Origin of the sequence: Streptomyces sp. NPDC059142, assembly GCF_042755665.1 — a bacterium.
GTDB lineage: Bacteria > Actinomycetota > Actinomycetes > Streptomycetales > Streptomycetaceae > Streptomyces.
The window spans coordinates 18,926-44,441 of sequence record NZ_JBHZDA010000015.1 but is presented as its reverse complement, the minus strand read 5'-3'; the positions used below and the strand labels follow the sequence as shown (position 1 = coordinate 44,441).

Genomic DNA, 25,516 nt, shown 5'->3' with positions numbered 1-25,516 from the left:
CCGACCACCAGATCACCCACACGGTGGACGGCGGCCAGCGCGCGGACCGGATGACCGGCGACGATCGTCTCGGCGACTCTCCGCAGCTCGGCCACCGCCGCGGGGTGGCAGGCATAGCCCAGGCCGGCGCCGGCCCCGCCCCCCGCGCCGGGGCGGGGGGGGTGTCACCCCCGGGGGCGGGCCCGCCCTCCGGCGGCGGGCGCCGGCGGGGATCAGAGCGCGGTCAGGATCCGCGGGCCCTCGTCGGTGATCGCCACCGTGTGCTCCACGTGGGAGGCGCGGCTGGAGTCGAGGGTACGGACCGTCCACCCGTCGCGGGCCGTGAAGCTGCGGTCCGTGCCGCTGCCCGTCAGCATCGGCTCGATCGCCAGCACCATGCCGTGGCGCAGCCGGATGCCCCGCCCGGGGCGGCCCTCGTTCGGCACGCCCGGGTCCTCGTGCATCGCCCGGCCCACGCCGTGGCCGCCGAAGCCCGCGGGGATGCCGTACCCGGCGGCGCGGCAGACCCGGCCGATCGCGTGCGCGATGTCGCCGATCCGGTTGCCGACCCGGGCGGCGGCGATGCCCGCCTCCAGCGCCTCGTACGACGTGTCGATCAGCCGGAGGTCGTCCGGACGGGCACGGCCCACCGTGAAGCTGACCGCCGCGTCCCCGACCCAGCCGTCGAGGACGGCGCCGCAGTCGATCGACACGAGGTCGCCGTCGGTCAGCCGGTAGGAGCCGGGGATGCCGTGCACGATCATGTCGTTGACGGAGGCGCAGATGACCGCGGGGTAGGGCGTGGGCGCCCAGTCGGGGTGATAGTCGAGGAAGGGCGAGCCGGCCCCCGCCTCGCGCAGGACGGCGCGGGCGGTCTCGTCGAGCGCGCGCAGCGGGACCCCTACGGCGGCGGCCTCGCGCACGGTCGTCAGCGCTTGGGCGACGACCCGGCCGGCGTCCCGCATGGCGTCCAGGGACGCGTCGGTTTTGATCTCCACCATTCCAATAACTATACCGGTCGGTGGGGGCGCCCCGGAATCGCCCGGCCGGTATTACAATGACGGAATGGTACGGACCCCTCTCACCATCGAAGAGCGCGAGCGCGGCGAACGGCTCGGCCATCTCCTCCGCGAGGCGCGCGGCTCACGGAGCATGGTGGAGATCGCCGCGGTCGCCGGACTCTCGCCCGAGACGCTGCGCAAGATCGAGACCGGCCGTGCGCCGACCCCGGCCTTCTTCACGGTGGCCGCGCTGGCCGCGGCGCTGGGCCTGTCGATGGACCGCATCGCCGAGAGCTGCACGCCGGTACCGGTCTGACCGGACACCGGTCGGGGCGCCGCGCGCCCGTGCCCTGGACGGACGCGGCGGCCGGAGTGCGTAGGGTTGCCACGGTGACGACCCTCGACGATCTCGCCCGCTCCCGCTATGTCAGTCTCACCACCTACCGCAAGAACGGTACGGGGGTCGCCACCCCCGTCTGGCACGCGGTGGACGGGGGTGAGCTGTTCGTCTGGACCCGCTCCGACTCCTGGAAGGTCAAGCGGCTGCGGGCGGACCCCCGCGTCGTGGTGGCGGTCTGCGATGTACGGGGACGGATCGCCCCCGGCGCGCCGACCGCCGAGGGGACGGCCCGGCTGCTCGAAGGGGCGGAGCTCGACCGGGTCCTGAAGCTCATCGCCCGCAAGTACACCTGGCAGTTCTGGCTGGTCGACGTACCGGCCCGGATCGCACGGCGCGGCAAGCGCCCGCACACGGGGATCGTCGTCTCCTTCTGACGCCCCGGTTCCCCGGGTCCCCGGTTCCGCCGCCCGGTGATGAGGGCATCGCACCCTCCCCGAAAACTGTCCGTATTCGGCCCGTAACACACCTGCGGTCGAATGCCTCGGACCGGAGTGTTCTCTTCGGCACGGAGGGACGAGGCAGCGATGGCGGTGCGGCAACTCCCGGTGGAGATAGGGACGTTCGCGCGGTACTTAACGGACCTGACGGCGCTGCTCGACCCGGGCGCGGGCTGGTACGGGGTCTTCCTGCACCGCGACCCCGACGGTCTGCGGGCCTGCCTCGACGGCAGCGAGATCCCGCCCTGGGACGTGGTGGAGTCGCTGCTCCAGGACTTCGCCGCAGGGCGTGACCCGGGCACCGTCGCCGGGGAGGGCGAGCGGGCAGGCCGCCTGTACTCCGCCGCGGCGGGGGCGTACGACCGGCTCCCCGGCGGCGGCGAGGCGCTCACCGAGCGGCTGCGGCTGATGGACCGGGAACGGACGCACGCCGCGGGCCGGGCCGAGGAACTGGTCCGGCTGCTCCGTACGACACCCGAGGGCGCGCCGGGCGCGCGCCAGCTCGGCCACGACCTGGCCTGGATCCGCGACGACCTCGCCCGCGCCACCGCCCGCTGCTCCGAACTCGGCGCCAGACTGGCCACGTTGCCAGGACCGGACGCCGCCGCCCCGGCCGCCCCGCACCCCGCGCCCGCACGGGGCCGTACGCTCTGGTCCGGCCGCCGCCGTACCGGGGAGCCGGCCCCCGCGCCCGCCGCCGGTCCCACCCCCGAGCCGCCGCAGAAGAAGCGCAGGCCACGCGGCGCCCGCTTCGCCGGGATCGAGGTCGACGAGGTCGACGAGGTCCAGGAGACCGAGGAGCCGCCGCCCGCCCCCGAGCCCCCGGCGCCGCCACCCGCCGCGCCCGCCACCCCGCGCGGCGCCCGGTTCGGCGGCGCGCCCGTCGCACCCCCGCGCGAAGCGCCGCCCGCCCCCTCGCCGGAGGACCAGCGCGCCGCCGTCGAGACCGTCACCGCACTGCGCGGGCTGCGCGCCGACGGCCGCACGGGCGAGGCGCATGTCGTGCTCTGCGAGGCGGCCGGCCGCCCGCCGGAACAGCTCCCCCTGCTCGCCGCCGAACTGCACCGCGCCGGGCTCGGCGCCGACTGGGCCGAACTGCTGTGGGAGGCCGCCTTCCTGCCGCCCGAGAGGCTCGCCGCCGCGGCCCGGGCGCTCGCCGTCGCGGGCCGTGACGACGACTGCGCGCAGTTGCTGCGCCAAGGGGTCTCCCGGCCGGCCGGGGAGATCACCGACGCGGTGCTCGCGCTGGACGAGTCGGGCCGCGCGCACGAGGCACGGGCGCTGCTCAGCGCCTTCGTACAGGCGCGTGCGCCGGAGGACGCCGCGCTGCTCGCCGCGCCCGATCCGCACCGTCTCGTACCGCGGCTTCTCGCCGCGGCGCGCGCCGTGTCGGCCTCCCGTGAGCGCGATGTGGTGCATGCTCTGCGGGTGGCCGGAATCGCCACGAGCTGACCAGGAGCGGGCCCGTCGCCCGCCCTTGTCGACCGCTCGGGTGTGAAACAGACTCGACTCTGCGGGTTAACGACGATGGTCTTGCCCCCGTGTGAACCGGGGCTTACGTTCTCCTCCTACGCAATTCTACGTGCGTAGAGCTGACCGAAGCACCCGCCGAAGGAGCAGCTCGTGGCCCGAGTCGTACGCGCCGCACTCGTCCAGGCGACCTGGACGGGCGACACCGAATCCATGATCGCCAAGCATGAGGAACACGCCCGCGAGGCGGCCCGGCAGGGCGCGGAGATCATCGGATTCCAGGAAGTCTTCAACGCCCCCTACTTCTGCCAGGTGCAGGAGCCGGAGCACTACCGCTGGGCCGAGCCCGTCCCGGACGGGCCGACCGTCACCAGGATGCGCGAGCTGGCCCGGGAGACCGGAATGGTCGTGGTGGTCCCGGTCTTCGAGGTCGAGCAGTCCGGCTTCTACTACAACACCGCGGCGGTGATCGACGCCGACGGCTCGTATCTCGGCAAGTACCGCAAGCACCACATCCCGCAGGTCAAAGGGTTCTGGGAGAAGTACTACTTCAAGCCCGGGAACGCCGGCTGGCCGGTGTTCGACACCGCCGTCGGCAAGGTCGGCGTCTACATCTGCTACGACCGCCACTTCCCCGAGGGCTGGCGTCAGCTCGGCCTGAACGGCGCCGAGATCGTGTACAACCCCTCCGCCACCTCGCGCGGACTCTCCAGCTACCTGTGGCAGCTCGAACAGCCCGCCGCGGCCGTCGCCAACGAGTACTTCGTCGCCGCGATCAACCGCGTCGGCCAGGAGGAGTACGGCGACAACGACTTCTACGGCACGAGCTACTTCGTCGACCCGCGCGGCCAGTTCGTCGGCGAGCCCGCGAGCGACAAGGCCGAGGAACTGGTCGTACGCGACCTGGACCTGGCGTTGATCGACGAGGTGCGCCAGCAGTGGGCGTTCTACCGCGACCGGCGCCCCGACGCGTACGAGGGGCTGGTGCAGGCATGAGCGACCTCCACGACCGCCACCGCGCCGTCCTGCCCGACTGGCTCGCGCTCTACTACGACGAGCCGATCGAGATCAGCCACGGCGAGGGCCGCCATGTCTGGGACGCCGAGGGCAACCGCTACCTCGACTTCTTCGGCGGCATCCTCACCACCATGACCGCCCACGCGCTCCCCGAGGTCACCAAGGCGGTGACCGAGCAGGCGGGCCGGATCATCCACTCCTCCACGCTCTACCTCAACCGTCCGATGGTCGAACTCGCCGAGCGCATCGCGGCGTTGTCGGGCATCCCGGACGCCCGGGTCTTCTTCACCACCTCCGGCACCGAGGCCAACGACACGGCGCTGATGCTGGCGACCGCGTACCGCGGATCCAGCCAGATCCTCGCGATGCGCAACAGCTACCACGGCCGGTCCTTCTCCACCGTCTCCGTCACCGGCAACCGCGGCTGGTCGCCGACGGGACTCTCCCCGCTCCAGACGCTCTACGTGCACGGCGGCGTCCGCAACCGCGGGCCCTACGCGGGCCTCACCGACGAGCGGTTCATCGAGGCGTGCGTCGCCGACCTGGAGGACCTGCTCGGCCACACCCGCACCCCCGCCGCGCTGATCGCCGAACCGGTGCAGGGCGTCGGCGGGTTCACCGCCCCGCCCGACGGGCTGTACGCCGCGTTCCGCGAAGTCCTCGACCGGCACGGCATCCTGTGGATCAGCGACGAGGTGCAGACCGGCTGGGGCCGCACCGGGGAACACTTCTGGGGCTGGCAGGCACACGCCGAGAACGGCCCGCCGGACCTGCTCACCTTCGCCAAGGGCATCGGCAACGGCATGTCCATCGGCGGCGTCGTCGCCGGCGCCCCCATCATGAACTGCCTGGACGCCAACTCCATTTCGACCTTCGGCGGCAGCCCGGTCACCATGGCGGCCGGCCTCGCCAACCTCTCGTACCTCCAGGAGCACGACCTCCAGGGCAACGCCCGCCGCGTCGGCGGTCTGCTCATCGAGCGGCTGCGGGCCATCGGCGCGTGCGTCGACTCCGTACGCGAAGTGCGCGGCCGGGGGCTGATGATCGGCATCGAACTGATCAACCCCGCGACCGGCGAGGCCGCGCCGCGCACCGCCTCGGCGGTGCTCGAAGCGGCCCGCGAGGGCGGCCTGCTGATCGGCAAGGGCGGCGGCCACAACACCAGCGTGCTGCGGATCGCCCCGCCCCTCTCGCTGACCGTGGCCGAGGCCGAAGAGGGCGCCACGATCCTGGAACAGGCCCTGCGGGGCGTCTGATCCGGCGGTCCGGCCCGGCCGCGTACGCCCAGGGCCGTCCCGGTCCGGCCGCACCGTACGCGGCCGGACCGCACCCCGCCCTCTCCACGAACCGTACGAAAGGGAGCGCCACCAGCATGAGCAGCACCCGCACCCTGATCCGCGGCGGGCTCGTCGTCACCGCCGCCGACGAGACCCACGCCGATGTCCTGATCGAGGACAGCAGGATCGTCGCCCTCGCCGCGCACGGCTCCGACGCCGCCGCGGGCTGGACCGCCGGCCGTACGATCGACGCCACCGGCAAGTACGTCATCCCGGGCGGAGTCGACGCGCACACCCACATGGAGATGCCCTTCGGCGGCACCTTCGCCGCGGACACCTTCGAGACCGGCACCCGCGCCGCCGCCTGGGGCGGCACCACCACCATCGTCGACTTCGCCATCCAGTCCCCGGGGCAGTCGCTGCGCGCGGGGCTCGACGCCTGGTTCGCCAAGGCCGACGGCAACTGCGCCATCGACTACGGCTTCCACATGATCATGGCGGACGTCAACGAGAGCTCGCTCAAGGAGATGGACCTCCTCGTCCAGGAGGGCGTCACCAGCTTCAAGCTGTTCATGGCCTACCCGGGCGTCTTCTACAGCGACGACGGCCAGATCCTGCGGGCCATGCAGCGCGCCTCGCACAACGGCGGGCTCATCATGATGCACGCCGAGAACGGCATCGCCATCGACGTCCTCGTCGAACAGGCCCTGGCCGCCGGGCACACCGACCCGCGCTACCACGGCGAGGTACGGAAGGTCCTGCTGGAGGCCGAGGCCACCCACCGGGCGATCCAGCTCGCCCGGGTCGCCGACGCCCCGCTCTACGTCGTGCACGTCTCCGCCGAGGAGGCCGTCGCCGAACTCGCCGCCGCCCGCGACAAGGGGCTGCCCGTGTTCGGCGAGACCTGTCCGCAGTACCTCTTCCTCTCCACCGACAACCTGGCGGAACCGGACTTCGAGGGCGCCAAGTACGTCTGCTCCACCCCGCTGCGGCCCAAGGACCACCAGGCGGCCCTCTGGCGCGGGCTGCGCACCGACGACCTCCAGGTGGTCTCCACGGACCACTGCCCGTTCTGCTTCTCCGGGCAGAAGGAGATGGGCCGCGGCGACTTCTCCAAGATCCCCAACGGGCTGCCGGGCGTGGAGAACCGTATGGACCTGCTCCACCAGGCCGTGGTCGACGGACACATCACCCGGCGCCGCTGGATCGACATCGCGTGCGCCGCCCCGGCCCGGATGTTCGGCCTCTACCCGCGCAAGGGCACCATCGCCCCGGGCGCCGACGCCGATGTCGTCATCTACGACCCGCACACCGAGCAGACCGTCTCCGCCGAGACCCACCACATGGACGTGGACTACTCCGCGTACGAGGGCAAACGGCTCACCGGCCGGGTAGAGACGGTGCTCTCCCGAGGCGAACTCGTCATCGACCGGCGGGAGTTCACCGGCCGGGCCGGGCACGGCCAGTACACCCCCCGCTCTCTCTGCCAGTACCTCGACTGAACCAGGAGCGACAGCCATGGACTTCGGACTCGTCCTCCAGACCGACCCGCCCGCCTCCGGCGTCGTCGACCTCATGCGGCGCGCGGAGCACAACGGCTTCCGGTACGGCTGGACCTTCGACTCGGCCGTGCTCTGGCAGGAGCCGTTCGTCATCTACAGCCGGATCCTGGAGCACACCACCACCCTGACCGTGGGCCCCATGGTCACCAACCCGTCCACCCGGACCTGGGAGGTGACCGCCTCCACCTTCGCCACCCTCAACGAGATGTACGGCAACCGCACCGTGTGCGGCATCGGCCGCGGCGACTCCGCCATGCGCGTGGCCGGCCGCAAGCCCAACACCCTCGCCACGCTGGGGGAGTCGATGGGGGTCATCCGCGATCTGGCGGAGGGCCGCGAGACCACCGTCGACGGGAAGACACTGCGGCTGCCCTGGGTGCGGGACGGGAAGCTGCCGGTGTGGATGGCGGCGTACGGACCCAAGGCGCTGGCGCTCGCCGGGCAGAAGGCCGACGGCTTCATCCTCCAGCTCGCCGACCCGTTCCTCACCGAGTGGATGGTCAAGGCGGTGCGCACGGCGGCCTCCGACGCCGGACGCGACCCGGACGCGATCACCATCTGTGTCGCCGCGCCCGCCTACGTGAGCGACGACCTCGCCCACGCACGGGAGCAGTGCCGGTGGTTCGGCGGGATGGTCGGCAACCATGTCGCCGACCTCGTGTCCCGCTACGGGGAGCACTCCGGGCTCGTACCGGACGCGCTCACCGCGTACGTCAAGCAGCGCGAGGGGTACGACTACAGCCACCACGGCCGGACGGGCAACCCGTCGGCGGACTTCGTCCCCGACGAGATCGTGGACCGCTTCTGCCTGCTCGGTCCCGTGGAGGCGCACATCGAGAAGCTGAAGGCGCTGCGCGCGCTCGGCGTCGACCAGTTCGCCCTCTACGACATGCACGACGCGAAGGAGGCGACGATCGACGCGTACGGCGCCGAGATCATCCCGGCGTTCCGGGACTGACCCGGGTCCTGGCTTCGGGACCCCCGTAACGCGCAGCCCGCACGGCCTCGTTCGACGTCCCCGTCACGCCCGCCCTCGAACGAAGGGTCCCGCCGTCATGACCGCGACCGTACCGCTCCCACCCTCCGCCGACGGACCGACGACCGATCCCGGGGGCCGCGTCGAGCTGCCGCCCGGCACGGTTCCCGAGGACAGCCGCTTCGCCAACGCCGATCTGCTGCCCGTCCCGGTGGCGCGGCGGAACTGGACCACGTACAACTTCGCCGCGCTCTGGGTCGGCATGGCGCACAACATCCCGTCCTGGCTGCTGGCGTCCGGCCTGGTCACCCTGGGCATGGACTGGAAGCAGGCGGTCCTCACGATCGCGCTGGCCAATGTGATCGTGCTGCTGCCGATGCTGCTGACCGGGCACGCCGGGCCGAAGTACGGCATCCCCTTCCCGGTGCTCGCCCGCGCCTCGTTCGGGCTGCGCGGGGCCAATCTGCCCGCGCTGATACGGGCCGCCGTGGCCTGCGCGTGGTTCGGGATCCAGACCTGGATCGGCGGGCAGGGCATCTTCGTACTGCTCGGCAAGGTCTTCGGCGGCTGGACGGAGGCGGCGCGGATCGGCGGCCAGCCCTGGACGCTCTGGCTCTGCTTCCTGCTCTTCTGGGCGCTCGAACTCGCCATCATCCACCGGGGGATGGACACCCTGCGGCGGTTCGAGAACTGGGCCGCCCCCTTCGTGATCGTCGGCGCGCTGGTCCTGCTGGTCTGGATCACCGTCAAGGCGGGCGGCGTGGGGCCGCTGCTCGACCAGCCGTCCGCCCTGGGCTGGGGCGCGGAGTTCTGGCCCGTCTTCTTCCCCTCGCTCATGGGGATGATCGCCTTCTGGGCCACCCTGTCGCTGAACATCCCCGACTTCACCCGCTTCGGCGCGGGCCAGCGCGCCCAGATCCGCGGCCAGGCGCTCGGTCTGCCCACCACCATGACGCTCTTCGCGCTGCTCTCGGTCTTCGTCACCTCCGGATCGCAGGCGGTGTACGGCGTCGCGGTCTGGGACCCGGTCGAGCTGGCGGCGAAGACGGACAACGTCTTCGGACTGGTGTTCGCGCTGGTGACCGTCCTGGTCGCGACGGTCTCGGTGAACATCGCGGCCAATGTCGTCTCGCCCGCCTACGACCTCGCCAACCTCGCCCCGAAACTCATCAACTTCCGTACGGGCGCACTGATCACCGGGGTCATCGGCGTCCTCATCATGCCGTGGAAACTCACCGCCACGCCCGAGCTGTACATCTTCACCTGGCTCGGTCTGGTCGGCGGACTGCTCGGTGCGGTCGCGGGCATCCTGATCGCCGACTACTGGATCGTCCGGCGCACCGTGCTGGACCTCGCCGCCCTCTACCGGCCGGGCGGACCGTACTGGTACACGCGCGGCTGGAACCCGCGGGCCGTGGTCGCCTTCGCCGTCGGCGGGGTGCTGGCGGTGGGCGGCTCCCACTCCGCGCCCGGGAAGGGCCCCTTCCCCGAGGACGGGCTGATCCCCCTCCTGCGGCCGCTCGCGGACTACGGCTGGGCGGTGGGGCTGGCCGCCTCGCTGGCCGTGTATCTGCTCCTGACCCTGCCGTCCGGGCGCCGGAGCGCGAAGATGGTCACGTACGAGTGACCAACGCCCCCGCCGGGCCGGCCGCACACGCCGGCCCGCGGAGGCCGGTGTGAAAGTGGTGCGGGTGTGAAGCTGACGATTCTCGGCGGCGGCGGGTTCCGGGTCCCCCTGGTGTACGGGGCCCTCCTCGGCGACCACGCGGAGGGACGGGTCACCGAGGTCACCCTCCACGACCTGGACGCCGCCCGGCTCGGCGCCATCGCCCGGGTCCTCGCCGAACAGGCCGCCGCCGTCCCCGACGCGCCCACGGTGACCGCCACGACCGACCTGGACGAGGCGCTGCGCGGCGCCGACTTCGTCTTCTCCGCGATCCGTGTCGGCGGGCTCGAAGGGCGCGCGGCGGACGAGCGGGTCGCGCTGGCCGAGGGCGTCCTCGGGCAGGAGACGGTGGGCGCGGGCGGCATCGCGTACGGGCTGCGCACCGTGCCCGTCGCCGTCGACATCGCCCGGCGGGTGGCGCGCCTGGCACCGGACGCCTGGGTCATCAACTTCACCAACCCGGCGGGACTGGTCACCGAGGCCATGTCCCGCCACCTCGGCGACCGGGTCATCGGCATCTGCGACTCGCCCGTCGGCCTCGGGCGCCGGGTCGCGCGGGTGCTCGGCGCCGACCCCGACCGGGCGTGGATCGACTACGTCGGCCTCAACCACCTCGGCTGGCTGCGCGGACTGCGCGTCGACGGCCGCGACGAACTGCCCCGGCTGCTCGCCGACCCCGACGCCCTCGGCTCGTTCGAGGAGGGCAAGCTCTTCGGCGCGGACTGGCTCCGCTCGCTCGGTGCCATTCCCAACGAGTACCTGCACTACTACTACTTCAACCGCGAGGCCGTCCTCGCCTACCAGCAGGCCGAGCAGACCCGCGGCGCCTACCTCCGGGACCAGCAGGCCCGCTTCTACGAGAAGCTGGCCCGCCCCGGCGCCCCCGCGCTGTCCGCCTGGGACCGGACCCGGGCCGAGCGCGAGGCCACGTACATGGCGGAGAACCGCGAGGCCGCGGGGGCCGGCGAGCGGGACGACGACGACCTGGAGTCCGGCGGCTACGAGCAGGTCGCGCTCGCGCTGATGCGGGCCGTCGCCCGGGACGAGCGCGCCACGCTCATCCTCAACGTCCGCAACCGCTCCACACTGGCCGCGCTCGACGCCGACGCCGTCATCGAGGTGCCCTGCCTCGTGGACGGCAACGGCGCGCACCCCGTCACCGTCGCCCCGCTGCCGCACCACGCCACCGGGCTGGTCTGTGCCGTCAAGGCGGTCGAGCGGGAAGTGCTGGCCGCCGCGGAGAGCGGTTCGCGCGCCTCGGCGGTCGCCGCCTTCGCGCTGCACCCGCTGGTGGACTCGGTCTCCGTCGCCCGCCGGCTGCTGGACGGCTACCGGGCCGTCCACCCCGGTCTGGCCTATCTCGACCGCCCGTGACCGGCGGCCCGGCCGTCCGCCGGGCCACCGCCTCCGTCCCGCTCAGGAACCGCCCCCTCCCGAAGGAGACAGCGCATGGCTCTCGCCCCCTTCCATCTCGCCGTCCCGGTCGACGACATCGAGGCCGCCCGGAGCTTCTACGGCGGTGTGCTCGGCTTCGCCGAGGGCCGGTCGGACACCCGGTGGATCGACTGGAACTTCGGCGGCCACCAGGTCGTCACCCACCAGGTCGGCGACGGCCCCTCGGGGACGCCCCGGGACGGCGTCGCCGGCACCAACCCCGTCGACGGGCACGAGGTGCCGGTGCCGCACTTCGGACTCGTCCTGCCCGTACCGGAGTTCAAGGAGCTGGCGGCCCGGATGACCGCCGCGGGAACCGACTTCGTGATCGAGCCCCATGTCCGCTTCGAGGGCGAGCCCGGCGAGCAGTGGACGATGTTCTTCCTCGACCCGGCGGGAAACGCCCTGGAGTTCAAGGCGTTCGCGGACCTCGGACAGCTCTTCACGGCCTGACGGACACCCCACCCCGGTAAGGCGATCCGACGAACAGATCACCTGTGCTCGCGACTCCCTATCCGGGTGAGGTTTCCGCTCCGCTCTGGCGGTCGCACCGCCCGGCATGCAATCAAGGAGGTAACGCCCAAAAGGGAAAGAGGATGACGATGTCCGCACTTCGCATCAAGAGCCGCCTCGCCGCCGCACTCGCGGTGTGCACGCTCGCCGGTTCCGCCGCCCTCGCGGCCACCCCGGCGACGGCCACCCCGGCGCCCCCGGCCGCGTCCCCCGCGTCCCAGCAGCAGGGGCCCGCCGCGGCGCCCGCGCCCACCGCCGAGCCGAAGGGGCGGGTCGTCTCGCGGCTCACCCTGTCCATCCGGGAGCGGCCGACCACGAACTCCGGATACCTGGGAGGTCTCCGGCCGGGCACGGTCGTCGCCCTGTCCTGCAAGGTCGTCGGTCAGAACGTGGACGGCAACGACCTCTGGTACCTCCTCGGCGGCGGACGCCCCGGCTATGTCGCGGCCCGCTACGTCGAGAACCTGTCGCCGGTGCCGTACTGCCGCTGACCCCGGCGCACGACCCCTGACCGCGCCGCCGCGCCCGCGCGCCGTGCGGGCCCGCTCCTCCCAGGCCGCCACCCGGAATCCGGGTGGCGGCCTGACGCATGTCCCGGCGCGTGTCCCGGCGCGTGTACGGAGAGCCGAACGCCCCTCGGTGATTCATCCCAACTCTTCCCTGGTTCACGGCTCAATAACGCTGCTGTGAGGGGAGAACCGATCTCTTGACACTCGATACATCCGATGTTTTGATGCGCGGAACGCCTGGCCGTCCACGCCGGGCGGTACGGGACGGGACAAGGGAGTCGCGGTGAGCCGGATCACGGGAGTGACGACGCGGGACATCCGGTTCCCGACGTCACGGGAGCGGCACGGCTCGGACGCCATGAACCCCGCGCCCGACTACTCGGCGGCGTACGTCGAGATCACCACGGACGCGCCCGACGGCCATGTCGGGACCGGATTCGTCTTCACGATCGGCCGGGGCAACGAGGTGCAGACCGCCGCCGTCGACGCGCTGCGCGACCGGCTCCTCGGCGCGGACGCCGAAGCCCTCTGCGCCGACCTGGGCGGGACCTGGCGCGCATTCGTCCACGACTCCCCGCTGCGCTGGCTCGGCCCGGAGAAGGGCGTGACACACATGGCGATCGGCGCCGTGGTCAACGCCCTGTGGGACCTGCGGGCCAAGCGCGCCGGGCTGCCGCTGTGGGAACTGCTCGCCGGACTCTCACCCGAGGAGATCGTCGACCTGGTCGACTTCCGCTACCTCACCGACGCGCTCACCCGCGACGAGGCGCTGGAACTGCTCCGCAAGGCCGAGCCGGGGCGCGAGGAGCGCCGCCGCGACCTCCTCGCCCGCGGGTTCCCCGCCTACACGACGACACCGGGGTGGCTCGGATACGACGACGAGCGGCTGGCCGCGCGCTGCCGCGAGGCGGTCGCGGACGGTTTCACGCAGATCAAGCTGAAGGTCGGCGGAGACCTCGACGACGACCTCCGGCGTCTCGCCGTCGCACGCCGGACGGTCGGCGCGGGCGTCGCGATCGCGGTCGACGCCAATCAGCGGTGGGACGTCGACGAGGCGGTGGCCTGGATCGACCGTCTCAGCCCGTTCGACCTCGCCTGGATCGAGGAGCCGACGAGCCCGGACGACATCCTCGGACACGCCGAGATCGCCCGCCGCGTCGCCCCGGTCCCCGTCGCGACCGGCGAGCACATGCCCAACCGGGTCGTCGCCAAACAGCTCATCCAGGCGCACGCGGTGTCCGTACTCCAGATCGACGCCACCCGCGTCGCGGGCGTGAACGAGAACATCGCGATCCTCCTCCTCGCCGCGAAGCACGGCGTCCGCGTCTGCCCGCACGCCGGCGGCGTCGGGCTCTGCGAAGCCGTACAGCACCTCTCGATGTTCGACCGCGTGGCGGTGTCCGGCACCGACGAGGGACGTTTCCTCGAATACGTCGACCACCTGCACGAACACTTCGTCACACCGGTCGACGTCCACGACGGACGCTACTGGCCGCCGTCGGCGCCCGGCGCGGGCGCCGACATGCTCGCCACGTCCCTGACCACCTTCTCCTACCCCGACGGCGCGGCCTGGGCGCGCCACGAGGAAGGACCCGGCTCCCCACCACCCCGGTGAAGCACCCATACACAACGAAGTGGATGTCGCAATGAAACAACGGCTTTGTGTGAGCGCGACGGCCGCGGGCGCCGCGATGGTGCTCGCGCTCACGGGATGCTCGTCCGGTACGGGCACGTCGAGTCAGTCGAAGGACAGCCTCGTCTGGTCGATGTGGATATCCGGCACGGCGGACAAGGCGGCCTGGCAGAAGGTGGCCGACGCGGTCGGCGAGAACGGCGGGGCGAAGGTCACCGTCCAGGGCTCCCCCTTCAACGACTACTGGACCAAGCTCCGTACCCAGCTCGGCACCGGCAGCGCGCCCTGCATCGTCACCGTCCAGAGCCTCCGGGCGGCCAACTACACCGATGTGCTGCGCCCCCTCGACCCGTACGCCAGGAGCGCGGGCACCGATCTGACGGCCTTCGACTCGACGGCGCTGAACGGGATGAAGGTCGGCGGCAAGCTCTACGCACTGCCGTACGACACCGGCCCGTTGATGATGTTCTACAACAAGGACCTCTTCCGGCAGGTCGGCGCGGAGACACCGGCACCGGGGTGGACGGTCGCCGAATTCGAGGCCGCCGCAGCCAAGTTCAAGGCCGCGGGGAAGACGATGTTCGCCTCGACGGTCGAGGACCTCAACCTGGAGTCGATGATCCTCGGCTACAACGGCGGCCGGGTCGTCACCTCGGAGGGGCGGCTCGACCCGGAGAACGCGAAGTTCTCGCAGGGGCTGGACTGGCTCTCCTCCCTGGTGAAGAAAGGGGAGGCGACCCAGGCGAGCGCGGACGGCTCGGCCGACGACAACGCGTTCGTCGACCAGAAGGCCGGCCTCTACGTCGACGGACCCTGGTCGCTGCTCCAGCAGAAGTCGAAGGTGAAGTTCCCGCTCGGGGTGACCACCATCCCGTCGGGCACCTCGGGACCGTCCAGCTTCTCGGCGGGCTCCGGCTTCGGCATATCGAAGCAGTGCGAGTACCCCGAGCAGGCCTACCGGGCCATCGAGACCATGACCAGCGAGAAGATCCTCACCTCGCTCGCCCAGCAGGGCAGGGCGTTCCCGGCGCGTACGGCGGCCCAGAAGGCCTGGTACGCCAACGCGGGCATCGACGGAGCCGAGTCGGTCTTCACCGTGGCACAGAAGGCCGCGACCCCGCTGCCGGGCAACAAGCAGAGCGACCAGCTCAACCAGTTGTTCGTGCAGTACGCGATCCAGGCGGTCAACGGCCAGGCGTCGGGCGCGGACACCATGAAGTCCATCGCGGGCCAGCTCGCCCAGTGAGGAGCACGGTGGTGCCGTCACCGGTCCCTCCCGGTGGCGAGGACGGAGGAGGTCGGGCGGTGAAGAACGTGGCGGACGCATCGAGAGCACCGGAGTCCTCGGAGGTTTCCACGGCCTCGAAAACAGCCAACACACCGAACACGCAGCACACACCGAACACGCCGAGAACACCGGAGTCCCCGGAGGACGAGGGGGTACGGCGCTCCTGGTGGGGAGCCGCGTTCGCCGCGCCCCACTCGATCGGGCTGGCGATCTTCACGGTGGTCCCGATCCTCGCGTCGCTCGCCGTCAGCTTCATGAGCTGGCCCCTGATCGGGGAGCGTTCGTGGCACGGACTCGGCAACTACACCCAGTTGTTCGCGGATCCGGTCTTCCGGACCGTCATTCTCAACACGGTCGGCTTCGTGGTGCTGTACGTACCGCTGAACCTGGTCGTCTCGCTCGGCCTCGCGGCCTGGCTGACCCCGCGGATCCGTCACCGGCAGATCTTCCGGGTGCTGTTCTTCATCCCGACGGTGACACCGATCGTGGCCAATGTCGTCGTATGGCGGATGCTGTACCAGCCCGACGGGCTGATCGACGCGACCCTGCGGTCGACGGTCGGGGCGCAGGCGCCGAACTTCCTCGCGGACGAGAAGTGGGCGATGTTCGCGATCGTCGCGATGAGCGTCTGGCAGGGCTTCGGCTACAACATGCTGATCTTCTCGGCGGCGCTCGACGCGGTGCCGGAGAACCTGGTCGAGGCCGCGCAACTCGACGGCGCGGGACCGTGGCAGACGTTCTGGCGCATCAAGTTCCCGGCCATCTCACCGTCGGTGTTCTTCGCGACGATGATGACGCTGATCACCTCGTTCCAGGTGTTCGCGCAACCGTTCCTGCTGACGAAGGGCGGTCCTGGCACCTCGACCGAGACGCTCGTCCAGTACATCTACAACACCGGTTTCCAGAACCAGCAGCTCGGGCTCGCCTCGGCCGGCGCCTGGGTGCTGTTCGTCATCATCCTCGGAATCACGGCCGTCCAGTTCCTCGGCCAGAAGCGTTGGGTGCACTATGGGTAGCGGTACGCGGACGATCACAGCCGTCGGAAGCGGCCCCGCCAGGAGCGGCCCCAGCAGGAGCGGCCCCGCCAGGGGCGGCCCCGTCCGCGACGCCCCGGGCTCGCGGATACGGCGGGCGACCGGATACGCCATCCTGTGCCTCATCGCCCTGCTCTTCATGGCGCCGCTCATCTACATGGTGGCGACCAGCCTCAAGCCCGACTCCGAGACCTTCTCCAACCCGCCCACCCTGTGGGGCTCCGCCGTCCAGTGGCAGAACTACGTGGACGTCTTCACGTATCTGCCGTTCGCCCGCTTCATCCTGAACGGTGTGCTCGTCGCGACCCTCGGCACCGCCGTCAACCTCGTGGTCGCGGCGCTCAGCGGCTACGCCTTCTCACGGCTGCGCTGGCGCGGCAGGAACCTCGCGTTCCTGCTCTTCCTGGTGACCCTGATGATCCCGCAGGACGTGCTCGTCATCCCCATGTACGTGATGATGCAGGGCGTCGGCTGGGTCGACACCTTCCAGGCGCTGATCCTGCCGTGGGCGTTCACGGCGCTCGGTGCCTTCCTCATCCGTCAGTTCTTCCTGACGGTGCCCCAGGAACTGGACGACGCCGCGCGCGTCGACGGCGCCGGCACCGTCCGCACCTTCCTCAGTGTGATGCTGCCGCTCGCCCGTCCGACCCTCGCGGTCCTGGCCGTCTTCACCTTCATCAGCTACTGGAACTCCTTCCTCTGGCCGCTCGTCGTCATCAACGACGTCGACGCGCACGCCACCATCCCGCTCGGCCTCCAGGCCTTCTTCGGCCAGCAGGGGAGCCAGTGGAACCTCGTCATGGCGGCTTCGGTGGTCTCCATGCTGCCCACTGTGATCATCCTGGTCCTCCTCCAGAAACACCTGGTCCGGGGGATCGTCACCAGCGGCCTCGGCGGTCGCTGACCCCCGTCCTCCCACCCCGCACGCCCGCACGGAAGGAATCCGTCCATGACTGTCCCCGCCTGGTTCACCGAGGACCGCTTCGGCATGTTCATCCACTGGGGTCTGTACTCCCTGCCCGCCCGCCACGAGTGGGTGAAGAACCGCGAGCGGATCACGGACGCCGACTACGACACCTACTTCCGCCACTTCGAGCCGGACCTCTTCGACCCCGCGGAGTGGGCGCGCGCCGCGAAGAAGGCCGGCATGCGGTACGTGGTCCTCACCACCAAGCACCACGACGGCTTCTGCCTCTGGGACTCCAAGCTCACCGACTACACGTCGATGAACACCCCCATCGGCAAGGACCTCGTCCGCGCGTTCGTGGACGCCGTACGCGCCGAGGGGCTGCGCGTCGGCTTCTACCACTCGCTCATCGACTGGCACCACCCCGACTTCACGATCGACGGCCACCACCCGCGCCGCGACGACGCGCCCGAGGAGATCGAACGGCTCAACGAGGGCCGGGACATGGACCGGTACCGGGCCTATCTGCACGGCCAGGTCGAGGAGTTGCTGACCGGGTACGGCACCATCGACTATCTCTTCTACGACTTCTCCTACAAGCAGGACGACCACCACGACGTGTGGAACGGCAAGGGCGCCGAGGAGTGGGGATCCGAGGAACTGCTCGCCCTCACCCGCCGTCTCCAGCCGGGGATCGTGGTCAACGACCGGCTCGACATCCCCGGCGACCTGGTCACCCCGGAGCAGTACCAGCCCGACCGGCCGATGGAGGTCGACGGCGTCCCCGTGGTGTGGGAGGCGTGCCAGACCCTCAACGGGAGCTGGGGGTACGACCGTGACAACGTCCAGGTGAAGAGCGTCGACCTGCTCGTCCGGATGCTCGTCGACGGCGTCTCGAACAACGGCAACATGCTGCTGAACGTCGGCCCCACCGGACGCGGCGAGTTCGACGCCACGGCGGTCACGGCGCTGGAGGGCATCGGGGAGTGGATGCGCCGCCACGAACGCTCCATCCGCGGCGCGGGCCCCGCCAACTTCCGCTCCCCCGCCGACACCCGCTACACCCGGCGCGGCAACCGCCTCTACCTCCACCTGTTCTCCTGGCCGTTCGAGCATCTGCACCTGCCGGGGCTCGGCGGCAAGGTCGCGTACGCACAGCTCCTCAACGACGCGTCGGAGATCCCGTTCCGCGAGATCGACCCCTCGGTGAAGGCCCTCACCACCGGCCTCGGCGGCCAGCCCCCCGGCACCCTGACCCTCACCCTGCCGATCATCCGACCCGACGTGGCCGTCCCCGTCGTCGAACTGTTCCTGAAGGAGGACGCCTGACCGAGGGGGGTTACGCGGCCCCGGCACCCGCGTCGAGCACCAGCGCCGAGTCGGTGTGGAGTGTGAGGCGCACCGGGGTGAAGGCGGTGGCCTCCACCGGTGGCTCCCCGGTGCCGGGGCTCCGGGCGTAGCGGGGGTGGGCGCCCCCGCTGAGCTGCCAGCGTATGCGGTGACCGGCGGCGAAACGGTGGGCGGTCGACCCCATCCTCACGGTGAGGCGTGAAGGGGCCTGGCCGGTCGTACGCAGCCGGCCCAGCCCGTCGCAGACGTTGACGGAGCGGCCTTCCGCGTCCACGTCGCACAGGCGGGTGAAGACATGGGCGTGGCCGGTGTCGGTGGCGACGCTCAGCCGCGCGAGGACCGGGCCGAGGACGTCCAGCGGCTCGGTCAGCGGAGCGCTGGTGAACGTCACGACATCGTCCCGGGCCTCCAGGACGCCGTTGTCACGGGGACCGGCGCCGGGGGAGAGCAGCGGGCCGCCGACGGACGGGGTGGGGTCGGCCGGGTCGTAGCGGAACGAGACCAGCGGCCGGGAGCCGGTGGGTTCCTGCCGGATCAGAACGCCCTCCTGAGCGGGATACCAGGAGGGGACGGTGGCCCGGTCCGGCGGCGGCCAGTCGTCGAGGTCGCGCCAGCGGTCCTCGCCGCCGACATGCACCCGCACCCGGGTGGGCCGCAGACCGGAGCGGTCGTCGCACAGATGGGCGCGCAGCCAGGCGAGGCTCTCGGCGAACACCTCGGGCCAGCCCTGCTGGAGCGCGGAGGCGTGGGTCCAGGGGCCGACGAGCAGGGAGGTCTCGGCGCCGGCCGCACGGAGCCTGCCGTACTGCTCGAAGCTCTGCTCGGCCAGTGCGTCGTGCCGGCCGGAGATCAGCCCGACGGGCACCCTCCCCGCCCGCGCCGGCTCGGTGAGCGCCGCGCCGCGCCAGTACGGGGCCTCGGCCTCCGGGTGCGCCATCACACCGTCCAGCCACGGCACTTCGCCCCCGAGGGCGGGCACGTACGCACCGCGCAGCGGCCGCGCCATGACGGCATCGCGCAGCCGGCGCCGGAGACGCAGGGTGGAGCTGAGAAAGGCCGTCATCCCCTGATGCTGGTACGTCATGCCCGCGCCGACGGCGAGTGCGGTGTCCAGGCGGAGCACACCGTCGGAGTGGAACAGGGCGTACGGATCGTGCAGGCCGAGCTGCACCACCATCGCCTTCAGCTCCGGCGGCGGCTCCAGGGCGAGGGCCCACTGCGTGTAGCCGAGGTAACTGGGGCCGACGGTCCCGAGCGTCCCGTCGAACCAGGGCTGTTCCCGCAGCCAGGCGACCGTGGCCCGGCCGTCGGCCGGTTCGTTGCGCCACAGGTCGAACCCGCCGCCCGAGCCGCCGGTGCCGCGGCAGCTCTGGAGGACGACATGGAAGCCCTGCTCGGCGAAGAGCAGGCCGTACATGGGCGACCACGGCAGCCCTCTGCCGTAGGGCGACCGAACGAGAAGCGTGGGGAAGTCGCCCTCCGCGCGCGGGAAGTAGTGGTCCGTGATCAGCGGGGTGCCGTCGGCGGCCGGCACCGCCAGACCCGGCTCCCACCCGACGGCGTACCGCCGGGCCGGAAGCCGGCGCCAGGTCGCCCTCATCATCCGTGCGGACAGCGGTGGTTCGAGGCCGGGCGTGCGTGATGTCATCGTTCCCCCTCCTTCATTTCCGTACAGTGTACGAGAATAGAGCATGCTTGGATGACGGCATCCACAAGGGCCGCTGCGACCGAGGAAGGACCACGAGGACCGTGACCCGTGACGGAGGGGGCGCGGGGGCCGTCGACCCCCAACAGCTCTGGCTGGCCCCGACCGGGCCCCGCAGAGGCCGCAGACCCGCGCACAGCCGCGAGGCGATCACCGCGGCGGCCGTCGCCCTGGCCGACGCGGAAGGGCTCGAAGCGGTCACCATGCGGAAGGTCGCGTCACAGGTCGGCGTCAGCGTCATGTCGCTCTACAGCTACGCGCCCGACAAGGGGACCCTGCTGGAGCTGATGGTCGACCAGGTCAGCGGTGAACTGACCACCGGTGGCGCGCCGGAGAGCGGCGCCGTACCGGCGCCCCCGGGCGCTCCGCCGCAGCCCCCGGGCGCCTCGCCACGGCCTCCGGGCGGGCCGGGGGCCGCGTACGCGCCGACCGGCGACTGGCGCGCCGACCTGAAGACCATCGGCCACCTCCAGCGCGCCCTCATGCTGCGCCACCCCTGGCTGCCCGCCGCCCTCTCCACCCGCCGCACCCCCGGGCCCCACACCCTGGCCTTCGTGGAACACGCGCTCGCCGTACTGCGGCCCACGGGGCTGGACGGCGCGGCGAGGCTGGAGATCTTCGCCCAGCTCACCGCCTTCGTGGCCGCGCACGTCGGCCACGAACTCGCCCGGACCGCGGCCGCCGGCGCACCCGACCGGGTCGCGGCCGAGGCCCGTTACCTCGCCGCCGTCGCCGCCGACGGCCACCACCCGGAACTCGCCGAAGCCCTCGCGGCCCCCGGCCGCTCCCTCACTCCCGAAGCGACCTTCACCCGCTTCCTCAACCGTCTGACCGACGGCCTCGACACGGACTGACCCGGGCGGGGCGGCCGGTGTGCGGGGCGGTGAGCGGGGATCAGTGCTCCGTCGCTTCGAACCACTCCGTGCCGCCGACCAGGAACTCGTAGACGGGACGGCCCCGGCTGCCGCTGGTGCGGAACGGGTTTCCGTGGTCGTCGATCCGCGTGGTTCCCTGGCGGCCGTCGCTGGACCACTGCAATTCCACGTACCACCTCACATCGTGGGCACGGGCATGCGCGGTGATGTACAGCACCTCGGGTTCGGACCGGCTGACCTTGTAGGGGACGCCGCGCTGGCCGGCCTTCGGCACGACGGCCGGGTGGGCCGCGTCCAGGTCCGTGTCGAACGACCTCGTCTCCACGCCTCCGCCGCAGCCCGACGAGCCCAGGTACGCGTTCCAGGCAGGGGGCTCGGCCGAGTCGACCACCCGGACGTGCAGGGACTCGATGACGACCGTCGCGTCCCCGGCGCCCTGGACGGTCAGCGCCACCCGCTGGGCGCCGGCGGCGACGGCGCTGTGCGCGGCCACCCAGCCCGGCACGTCCTGGCCCATCACCGGCGGTGAGACCTCACGGGGAGGCCGGTCGATCAGGTACTTGCCCTCGCACTGCGGGTCGTCCCAGGCGTATGTGCGGGTGCTCACCCTCAGCGGGACCGCCTCGTCGTCCCGGGGGCGGCCCGGGGCGGTGCTCTGCGCCGGGGTGTGCCTGCCGCGCGGTGACGGCTCGGCGTCGGAGGTCCTGGAGGACGGGGGCGGGGGACTCGGGGACGGGGAAGTCGGTGACGGGGCGAGGCTCGTACGGGGGGAGTGGCGTGGGGAGGAGGAGACGGATGGCGCGGAGGAGGCCGCCCCCGTCTCCCTCGGCCGGCCGGTCTCCGCCAGATCCGTCCCCGCGCCCTTCGGGCCGATCGTGAGCGCCGTGGACACCGCGACGGCGACGGCGGTGCCCGCGGCGATCAGGGCCCACCGCCCACGGGCCGTCCGCAGGAGCGTCGGCGTCCGGCGCGCGGGGACCGCGTCCTCCGGCGACGGCTCCGTGACGGAGGCGGGAGCGTCCCCGGGCTTCCCCAGGGACACGGGAGCGTCCCCGGGCTTCCCCATGGACACGGGTGCGGCCGAGGCGTCCCGTACGGACTCCGAACGCGCGGAGGGTGGTACCGGGGCCGGGCCGGGGGTGGTTGGTCCGGCCCCGTCCGTGGCGGCCGGTTCCGGGTCCGCCGCCGCCCGCCGGGCGCGCTCCCGTGCCGCGTCCGCGAGGGTCCAGCGCCGGTGCAGCTCGACCACCTCCTCGGGGGTCGCCCTGCACACCCGGGCGAAGCGGGACAGGGCCGCGTTGTCGGCCGGGACTCCTTCCCCCTTGCAGTACCGGTGCAGCGTCGAGGTGCTCATGTGAGCCCGCCGCGCCAGAGCCTCGTAACTCAGCCCGGACCGCTCCTTCAACTCGCGCAGCAGCGCGGCGAAATCAGCGATCTCCTCAGCCGGCCTCACCCTTGCTCCATTCCGTACGGCATCCCACGAAGGTCAAGTCGTCCCTGGTCAGGGCCGGTCGGGGCATCCCGATATCCCAAAATCTCCGAGGGTACGGAAGATGGGACGCCGTAGGGCGCAGGCTTGGTTTCATCCAGGCACGGTGCCGGTCCGGTCATCGGCCCGCTCGGCTCCGCTTTCCCGCCCCGCGCTTCGGGCGCGCCACCCGCACACGCCGTGCGGTACGGCAGGACAGGAGCGACCGACCCGCACCGTTCACCACCGGATGCACGCCTTCCCGATGTCCACAGAAAGCAGTTCACCCATGCGTATCGCCACTCGTTCCGTCTCCCGTGCGGCCGCCTCCTCCATGGTCGTCGCCGCGGCGCTCGCGTTCGTCGGACTCCAGGCCGTCGGCCAGACCGCCTCCGCCGCCACCCAGGCGGCCCCCACCGTGGTCACCTGCACCGCGGCGAACACCCAGTTGACCGTCAGCGAGGTGTCCCGCCCGGTCAACCACCTGCTGCTCAAGGCCACCAACACCGGCACCCGGCCCTGCTACGCCTACTCCGCCCCCTACCTGAGGGCCGGCGCCGACGCCCAGGCCCCGCTGTGGTGGGCCGAGGAGACCACGCCGCAGGCCGTGGTGACGCTGGAGCCCGGCGAGTCCGCGTACGCGGGCATCACCACGTCCTCCCCCGAGGGTGAGGGCGGCGGCAAGGAGACGACCCTGGGCGTGATCTTCTCCGACAGGAAGGGCGACGCGACCGGCACGGAGAAGACCCTGAAGCTCCCGAACGGCGGTGTCTTCTTCAACAGCTCCGCCCAGGTCACGTACTGGCAGAACAACGCGGCGGACGCCCTCGTCTGGTAGCCGTCGTCCCACGAAGACTCCTGGCGTCCCACGGCGTCCCACGGCGTCCCACGGCGCGACCGTCGTGGGGGGCGGGGGGCCCGCGCGCACCCCAGCAGGGGGGGGGGGGCGGGGGGGCTCGGGGAGCGGGCCGCCCGGGCGCCCGCGCGGGGGGGGGGGGGGGGCCCGGCCGGTGGCGTACCCGCGTGTGTCAGCGGGTGGCGGGCTCAGAACTGGTCGTAGTTGAAGTACTCGTCGAACTGCGGGGCCCAGACCTCCGGCCCCGGGGTGGTGTCGCTGCCGCAGGCGCCCAGCACGGTCTGGGACCGCCGTCCCGTGTCCCGCGCGCACTGCCCCGTGCTCGCCTCGACGATCTCCCAGCGGTTCGTCTGCTCCGGGGTGCCACGGTGGTTCCAGGTGAAGGTGGAACAGCTCGAACCGGTGGTCAGGATGACCGGGGCGCCGGGTGTGGGGCTGCCGCCCTGCACGCCGAGGCAGTAGCTGCCGAAAGCGCCGATCGTGAAGTTGCCGTTGCCGAGGCTCTGGAAGTGGAAGCGCTGGTGCAGCGCTTTCTTGCAGTCGAAGGTCTGGACGACGGTTCCGGACTTCGGACGGCCGCCACCGCGCAGGTCGAGGCACTTGCCGCTGCCCGCGGCGCGTACTTCGTAGACGGCCGCGCTGCGGAAGCTTGTCGTGTACCGGATGCCGGGGTTCTCGGCGGCGTGCGCCGAAGCCGGTACGAGCAGGGCCAACAGTCCCATCAGGGCGGCCACCACACCGTTCCTGCGGAGCCGGCTTGACTTTCGAGCCACGCGTTTTCTCCTGTTCCTGTCCCATGAAGGCGATGACGCGTGGAAGATACCGTAATTCCGTAATTCTCCGAATGCCCCTGCCTGTCCTCTTGGTTGCGTGTCTGTCCGCTCTCGCGGAGAGAGCCCGTGTCGCGCTCCGCCCTACGGGTGAACCGACGGTTTCGCACAGTTGAACCTTTACCGCCGGGAGGGGTTGGAGCGGCGACAGCGCAACCTGTGCGGGGGCCGGAGTGATCTCCTCGGCAGAGCCATGTCAGTCGTCCCGAGGAGCCACCTGGTGTCGAGCGTCCAGTCCGCCGAGCGTCCCGTCCCGGCGAGCGGCGGATCCGCGCCGCCCCCGGGCCACGCTCCGCGGCTCGACATCCAGGGGCTGCGCGCGGTGGCCGTCGGCCTGGTGGTGCTCTCCCACGCCGGAGTGGCCCAGGTCAGCGGCGGATACATCGGTGTCGACGTCTTCTTCGTGATCTCCGGCTTCCTCATCACCTCGCTGCTGCTGCGCGAACTCGCCACCACCGGCCGGGTGTCCGTCCGGTCCTTCTACGCCCGCCGGGCGCTGCGGCTGCTTCCCGTGTCGTCCCTGGTCATCGCCGTCACACTGGGCGGGGCCTGGCTGTTCCTGTCGAAGGCGCGGCTCGCGGAGTACGCGGGCGACGCCCTCGCCAGCGCCCTGTACGCGGTCAACTTCCGGCTGGCGGCGTCCGGTACGGACTATCTCGCCCAGAACGGCCCGCCCTCGCCCCTCCAGCACTTCTGGTCGCTCGCCGTGGAGGAGCAGTTCTATCTGGTGTGGCCGCTGCTCCTGCTGCTCACCTGGCGGATCACCCGCGGCCGGCGCCGGCTGGCCGCGGTACCGCTCGGGGTGGTGTGCCTGGGCTCGTTCGCGGCGGGCGTCCTCCTGACGGACTCCTCGGCACCCTGGGCGTACTTCGCCTCCTTCACCCGGGCCTGGGAGCTGGGCGCGGGCGCGCTCCTGGCGCTGGGCGCCGGCCGGCTGGAGCGGCTGCCCGCCGCGCTCGCGGCCCCGCTGACCTGGCTCGGCCTGGGCTGCGTCACCCTGGCGGCGCTCTCGTACGACGACACGACGCCCTTCCCCGGCCACCACGCCCTCCTGCCGGTCGCCGGTACCGTGCTCGTCCTGGCCGGGGGCTGCGCGCCCGCCCCGCACGGCGCGGGGTGGCTGCTGGGGCGGCGACCGCTGGTGTGGCTCGGCGGACTCTCGTACGGCTGGTACCTGTGGCACTGGCCGCTGCTGGTCATCGTCCCCGGGGGGGCGGGGCCGGGCCCGCCGGGGGGGGGCGGGGGGCCCCGGCGGTCCGTGGCACGGGGGCCGACCCTGCCGGGGCCCCTGGACCACCTTCACGGGCCCTGACGGCCCTCCGCAGCGGC

At 71.9% G+C, this 25,516-nt stretch carries 23 protein-coding genes and 1 pseudogene; 19 read left to right on the top strand and 5 right to left on the bottom strand.

Annotation, left to right across the window (positions count from 1 at the left end):
• Window positions 1–143 (bottom strand): annotated as a pseudogene (locus ACFXPK_RS08505) (molybdenum cofactor biosynthesis protein MoaE); the annotation flags it as partial.
• A gap of 69 nt (window positions 144–212) precedes the next feature.
• Window positions 213–980, bottom strand: a complete 768-nt coding sequence (gene map, locus ACFXPK_RS08500) for a type I methionyl aminopeptidase (protein ID WP_385073053.1) — start codon at window positions 978–980, stop codon at window positions 213–215.
• Between the two features lie 64 nt (window positions 981–1,044).
• On the opposite strand from map, the gene ACFXPK_RS08495 reads away from it, so the two are divergent.
• The 16 genes from ACFXPK_RS08495 (at window position 1,045) to ACFXPK_RS08420 (ending at window position 18,432) form a co-directional block, all read left to right on the top strand.
• A complete protein-coding gene (locus ACFXPK_RS08495) occupies window positions 1,045–1,296 on the top strand; it encodes a helix-turn-helix domain-containing protein (RefSeq protein WP_385001308.1) in 252 nt (83 codons plus the stop codon).
• Window positions 1,297–1,370: 74 nt separating this feature from the next.
• Window positions 1,371–1,754, top strand: coding sequence for a PPOX class F420-dependent oxidoreductase (locus ACFXPK_RS08490; RefSeq protein WP_385001305.1), 384 nt, complete (start codon window positions 1,371–1,373; stop codon window positions 1,752–1,754).
• A gap of 150 nt (window positions 1,755–1,904) precedes the next feature.
• A complete protein-coding gene (locus ACFXPK_RS08485; protein WP_385073049.1) occupies window positions 1,905–3,269 on the top strand; it encodes a hypothetical protein in 1,365 nt (454 codons plus the stop codon).
• A 171-nt stretch (window positions 3,270–3,440) separates the two neighbouring features.
• Complete coding sequence (locus ACFXPK_RS08480; protein WP_385005313.1) at window positions 3,441–4,283, top strand: nitrilase-related carbon-nitrogen hydrolase; 843 nt, start codon at window positions 3,441–3,443, stop codon at window positions 4,281–4,283.
• Window positions 4,280–5,560: an aspartate aminotransferase family protein gene (locus tag ACFXPK_RS08475; RefSeq protein ID WP_385005315.1), complete on the top strand. Its 1,281-nt coding sequence runs from the start codon at window positions 4,280–4,282 to the stop codon at window positions 5,558–5,560. The genes ACFXPK_RS08480 and ACFXPK_RS08475 overlap by 4 nt, the downstream gene beginning before the upstream one ends.
• A gap of 116 nt (window positions 5,561–5,676) precedes the next feature.
• Window positions 5,677–7,083: a dihydropyrimidinase gene (gene hydA, locus ACFXPK_RS08470; protein WP_385073046.1), complete on the top strand. Its 1,407-nt coding sequence runs from the start codon at window positions 5,677–5,679 to the stop codon at window positions 7,081–7,083.
• Window positions 7,084–7,099: 16 nt separating this feature from the next.
• Window positions 7,100–8,101 carry a TIGR03842 family LLM class F420-dependent oxidoreductase gene (locus ACFXPK_RS08465; RefSeq protein ID WP_385005317.1) on the top strand — a complete coding sequence of 334 codons (1,002 nt, stop codon included), beginning with the start codon at window positions 7,100–7,102 and terminating at the stop codon, window positions 8,099–8,101.
• Between the two features lie 97 nt (window positions 8,102–8,198).
• Complete coding sequence (locus tag ACFXPK_RS08460; RefSeq protein WP_385073042.1) at window positions 8,199–9,746, top strand: NCS1 family nucleobase:cation symporter-1; 1,548 nt, start codon at window positions 8,199–8,201, stop codon at window positions 9,744–9,746.
• Window positions 9,747–9,812: 66 nt separating this feature from the next.
• Entirely contained in the window at window positions 9,813–11,159 is a 1,347-nt protein-coding gene (locus tag ACFXPK_RS08455; RefSeq protein WP_385073040.1) for a 6-phospho-beta-glucosidase, read from the top strand.
• A gap of 75 nt (window positions 11,160–11,234) precedes the next feature.
• Window positions 11,235–11,672, top strand: coding sequence for a VOC family protein (locus tag ACFXPK_RS08450; RefSeq protein WP_385005323.1), 438 nt, complete (start codon window positions 11,235–11,237; stop codon window positions 11,670–11,672).
• A 149-nt stretch (window positions 11,673–11,821) separates the two neighbouring features.
• Window positions 11,822–12,223: an SH3 domain-containing protein gene (locus tag ACFXPK_RS08445; RefSeq protein WP_385073036.1), complete on the top strand. Its 402-nt coding sequence runs from the start codon at window positions 11,822–11,824 to the stop codon at window positions 12,221–12,223.
• A 301-nt stretch (window positions 12,224–12,524) separates the two neighbouring features.
• Window positions 12,525–13,856, top strand: a complete 1,332-nt coding sequence (locus tag ACFXPK_RS08440) for an enolase C-terminal domain-like protein (protein ID WP_385073034.1) — start codon at window positions 12,525–12,527, stop codon at window positions 13,854–13,856.
• 31 nt (window positions 13,857–13,887) lie between these two features.
• Window positions 13,888–15,120: an ABC transporter substrate-binding protein gene (locus tag ACFXPK_RS08435; RefSeq protein WP_385004883.1), complete on the top strand. Its 1,233-nt coding sequence runs from the start codon at window positions 13,888–13,890 to the stop codon at window positions 15,118–15,120.
• 59 nt (window positions 15,121–15,179) lie between these two features.
• Window positions 15,180–16,178 carry a carbohydrate ABC transporter permease gene (locus tag ACFXPK_RS08430; RefSeq protein WP_385073031.1) on the top strand — a complete coding sequence of 333 codons (999 nt, stop codon included), beginning with the start codon at window positions 15,180–15,182 and terminating at the stop codon, window positions 16,176–16,178.
• Window positions 16,171–17,100 (top strand): carbohydrate ABC transporter permease, encoded by a 930-nt coding sequence (locus tag ACFXPK_RS08425; RefSeq protein WP_385073029.1) that lies wholly within the window; start codon window positions 16,171–16,173, stop codon window positions 17,098–17,100. Before ACFXPK_RS08430 ends, ACFXPK_RS08425 begins: the two co-directional genes overlap by 8 nt.
• A gap of 45 nt (window positions 17,101–17,145) precedes the next feature.
• On the top strand, window positions 17,146–18,432 hold the full coding sequence (locus ACFXPK_RS08420) for an alpha-L-fucosidase (RefSeq protein ID WP_385073027.1): 1,287 nt from the start codon (window positions 17,146–17,148) through the stop codon (window positions 18,430–18,432).
• A 10-nt stretch (window positions 18,433–18,442) separates the two neighbouring features.
• Here ACFXPK_RS08420 and ACFXPK_RS08415 read toward each other — a convergent pair whose 3' ends face one another.
• Window positions 18,443–20,101: a CocE/NonD family hydrolase gene (locus ACFXPK_RS08415; RefSeq protein ID WP_385073025.1), complete on the bottom strand. Its 1,659-nt coding sequence runs from the start codon at window positions 20,099–20,101 to the stop codon at window positions 18,443–18,445.
• 101 nt (window positions 20,102–20,202) lie between these two features.
• On the opposite strand from ACFXPK_RS08415, the gene ACFXPK_RS08410 reads away from it, so the two are divergent.
• Window positions 20,203–21,012: a TetR/AcrR family transcriptional regulator gene (locus ACFXPK_RS08410; protein ID WP_385073023.1), complete on the top strand. Its 810-nt coding sequence runs from the start codon at window positions 20,203–20,205 to the stop codon at window positions 21,010–21,012.
• Window positions 21,013–21,052: 40 nt separating this feature from the next.
• On the opposite strand, the gene ACFXPK_RS08405 is transcribed toward ACFXPK_RS08410, so the two are convergent.
• The gene (locus tag ACFXPK_RS08405) at window positions 21,053–22,486 is read right to left on the bottom strand and encodes a helix-turn-helix domain-containing protein (protein WP_385073020.1); all 1,434 of its coding nucleotides are present in this window, start codon (window positions 22,484–22,486) and stop codon (window positions 21,053–21,055) included.
• Window positions 22,487–22,790: 304 nt separating this feature from the next.
• Here ACFXPK_RS08405 and ACFXPK_RS08400 point away from each other — a divergent pair, with 304 nt between their 5' ends.
• Complete coding sequence (locus tag ACFXPK_RS08400) at window positions 22,791–23,339, top strand: DUF4232 domain-containing protein (RefSeq protein ID WP_385004897.1); 549 nt, start codon at window positions 22,791–22,793, stop codon at window positions 23,337–23,339.
• Window positions 23,340–23,545: 206 nt separating this feature from the next.
• On the opposite strand, the gene ACFXPK_RS08395 is transcribed toward ACFXPK_RS08400, so the two are convergent.
• Window positions 23,546–24,130, bottom strand: a complete 585-nt coding sequence (locus tag ACFXPK_RS08395; protein WP_385073017.1) for an RICIN domain-containing protein — start codon at window positions 24,128–24,130, stop codon at window positions 23,546–23,548.
• Between the two features lie 277 nt (window positions 24,131–24,407).
• Here ACFXPK_RS08395 and ACFXPK_RS08390 point away from each other — a divergent pair, with 277 nt between their 5' ends.
• A complete protein-coding gene (locus ACFXPK_RS08390) occupies window positions 24,408–25,499 on the top strand; it encodes an acyltransferase family protein (RefSeq protein ID WP_385073014.1) in 1,092 nt (363 codons plus the stop codon).
• Window positions 25,500–25,516: the final 17 nt, after the last annotated feature.

Excerpts from the sequence above, each read along its gene's own strand:
- map (WP_385073053.1), bottom strand. The coding sequence starts at position 980 with ATGGTGGAGATCAAAACCGACGCGTCCCTGGACGCCATGCGGGACGCC.
- ACFXPK_RS08495 (WP_385001308.1), top strand. The coding sequence starts at position 1,045 with ATGGTACGGACCCCTCTCACCATCGAAGAGCGCGAGCGCGGCGAACGG.
- ACFXPK_RS08485 (WP_385073049.1), top strand. The coding sequence starts at position 1,905 with ATGGCGGTGCGGCAACTCCCGGTGGAGATAGGGACGTTCGCGCGGTAC.
- ACFXPK_RS08475 (WP_385005315.1), top strand. The coding sequence starts at position 4,280 with ATGAGCGACCTCCACGACCGCCACCGCGCCGTCCTGCCCGACTGGCTC.
- hydA (WP_385073046.1), top strand. The coding sequence starts at position 5,677 with ATGAGCAGCACCCGCACCCTGATCCGCGGCGGGCTCGTCGTCACCGCC.
- ACFXPK_RS08465 (WP_385005317.1), top strand. The coding sequence starts at position 7,100 with ATGGACTTCGGACTCGTCCTCCAGACCGACCCGCCCGCCTCCGGCGTC.
- ACFXPK_RS08460 (WP_385073042.1), top strand. The coding sequence starts at position 8,199 with ATGACCGCGACCGTACCGCTCCCACCCTCCGCCGACGGACCGACGACC.
- ACFXPK_RS08450 (WP_385005323.1), top strand. The coding sequence starts at position 11,235 with ATGGCTCTCGCCCCCTTCCATCTCGCCGTCCCGGTCGACGACATCGAG.
- ACFXPK_RS08445 (WP_385073036.1), top strand. The coding sequence starts at position 11,822 with ATGTCCGCACTTCGCATCAAGAGCCGCCTCGCCGCCGCACTCGCGGTG.
- ACFXPK_RS08435 (WP_385004883.1), top strand. The coding sequence starts at position 13,888 with ATGAAACAACGGCTTTGTGTGAGCGCGACGGCCGCGGGCGCCGCGATG.
- ACFXPK_RS08425 (WP_385073029.1), top strand. The coding sequence starts at position 16,171 with ATGGGTAGCGGTACGCGGACGATCACAGCCGTCGGAAGCGGCCCCGCC.
- ACFXPK_RS08420 (WP_385073027.1), top strand. The coding sequence starts at position 17,146 with ATGACTGTCCCCGCCTGGTTCACCGAGGACCGCTTCGGCATGTTCATC.
- ACFXPK_RS08415 (WP_385073025.1), bottom strand. The coding sequence starts at position 20,101 with ATGACATCACGCACGCCCGGCCTCGAACCACCGCTGTCCGCACGGATG.
- ACFXPK_RS08400 (WP_385004897.1), top strand. The coding sequence starts at position 22,791 with ATGCGTATCGCCACTCGTTCCGTCTCCCGTGCGGCCGCCTCCTCCATG.